This window comes from Flavobacterium cellulosilyticum, assembly GCF_004349355.1.
GTDB lineage: Bacteria > Bacteroidota > Bacteroidia > Flavobacteriales > Flavobacteriaceae > Flavobacterium > Flavobacterium cellulosilyticum.
This window is the reverse complement of sequence record NZ_SMFK01000035.1, coordinates 1-1283: the sequence shown is the minus strand read 5'-3', so window position 1 is coordinate 1283 and position 1283 is coordinate 1. Positions and strand designations below refer to the sequence as shown.

Below are 1283 nucleotides of genomic sequence, written 5' to 3'. Positions count from 1 at the left end.
AATGACGTTATCTTTGTGTATAATCTGAATTAGAATTAGGCAGTGTAGCAGTAAATCAATTAGTGTTAATTACCTGAGTTCGAGTTTTATCAATTAGTATAGAAAAAATTATTAAAAATTGTGCTGGCATCGATATTGGTAGTGAAAAAGTTTTCGTTGCTGTCGAGGCAGAAGAGGTAAGGAGTTTTCGAACTTTTACAAGATCGTATAGAGAGTTGGGTGTTTATTTGCAGAATCACTCAATAACTCATGTCGCAATGGAAGCAACAGGGGTTTATTGGATTACTCTTTATGATATTCTAGAAGAAATGGGGTTTGATGTAACTTTAGTTAATCCAGCTGATAGCAAAAATTTACCCGGCAGGAAAAGTGATGTACAAGATTGTCAATGGATACAASAATTATTTAGTTACGGTTTACTACGAAAAAGTTTTGTCCCCGATGATATTGTTCGAAAGTTGAGAGTTTATACTCGTATGCGTGAAGATAAATTGCAAATGGCATCTTCTCATATCCTTCACATGCATAAAGCATTAGTACAAATGAATATTCGTCTTAAAGATGTTTTATCACAAACCCATGGGGCAAGTGGAATGAAAATGATAGAAGCTATTTTAGAAGGAGAAAGAGATCCCCAAGTTTTACTGAGCTATTGTACAAAAACTGAAAAAATACTGATACAATTTAAGGACAAAACTAATAATGATTATCAAGATGATAATAGAATAAAACCGATAAGACATAACAAACCAGATATACAAAACTTACATAATTTATTAATGGGAATTCATGGTGCTAACCCCACTGTTTTACCTGGTCTGACTGATTATAGTCTAATGCGTCTAACAGCAGAACTTGGTAATAATATAGAGCAATGGCCAAATGTTAAGGCATTTGTGTCATGGTTAGGATTAGCTCCTGGAAAACATCAATCGGGAAAAATGAATAAAAGAAGTAAAAAAAAGGCAGTGACAAGATCTGGTCAAATATTTAAACAAGCAGCCCAAAGCTTATTAGTTAGTAAACAACCAGGCTTAGGAGCTTTTGCGAGAAAACTTAAAGCCAGAAGAGGAGCGGCAATAGCAATTAAGGCAACTGCAAGAAAAATTGCAGAACTCTATTATAAAACATTTGATAATGGAATGCAATATGTAGAAAAAGGCGTGGAAATATATTTACAACAACAAAAGGATCAACAAATAAGATTTCTAACCAAAAAAGCTAAAGACTTAAATATGCAACTTATTATAAAAAGCTAAAGACTTAAATATGCAACTTATTAT

General features: G+C 32.8%; 1 protein-coding gene. It reads left to right on the top strand.

Going from position 1 to position 1283, the window contains the following annotated elements:
- The first annotated feature begins 92 nt into the window (after positions 1-92).
- On the top strand, positions 93-1259 hold the full coding sequence (locus E0F76_RS19200; protein WP_132010160.1) for an IS110 family RNA-guided transposase: 1167 nt from the start codon (positions 93-95) through the stop codon (positions 1257-1259).
- Positions 1260-1283 lie beyond the last annotated feature (24 nt).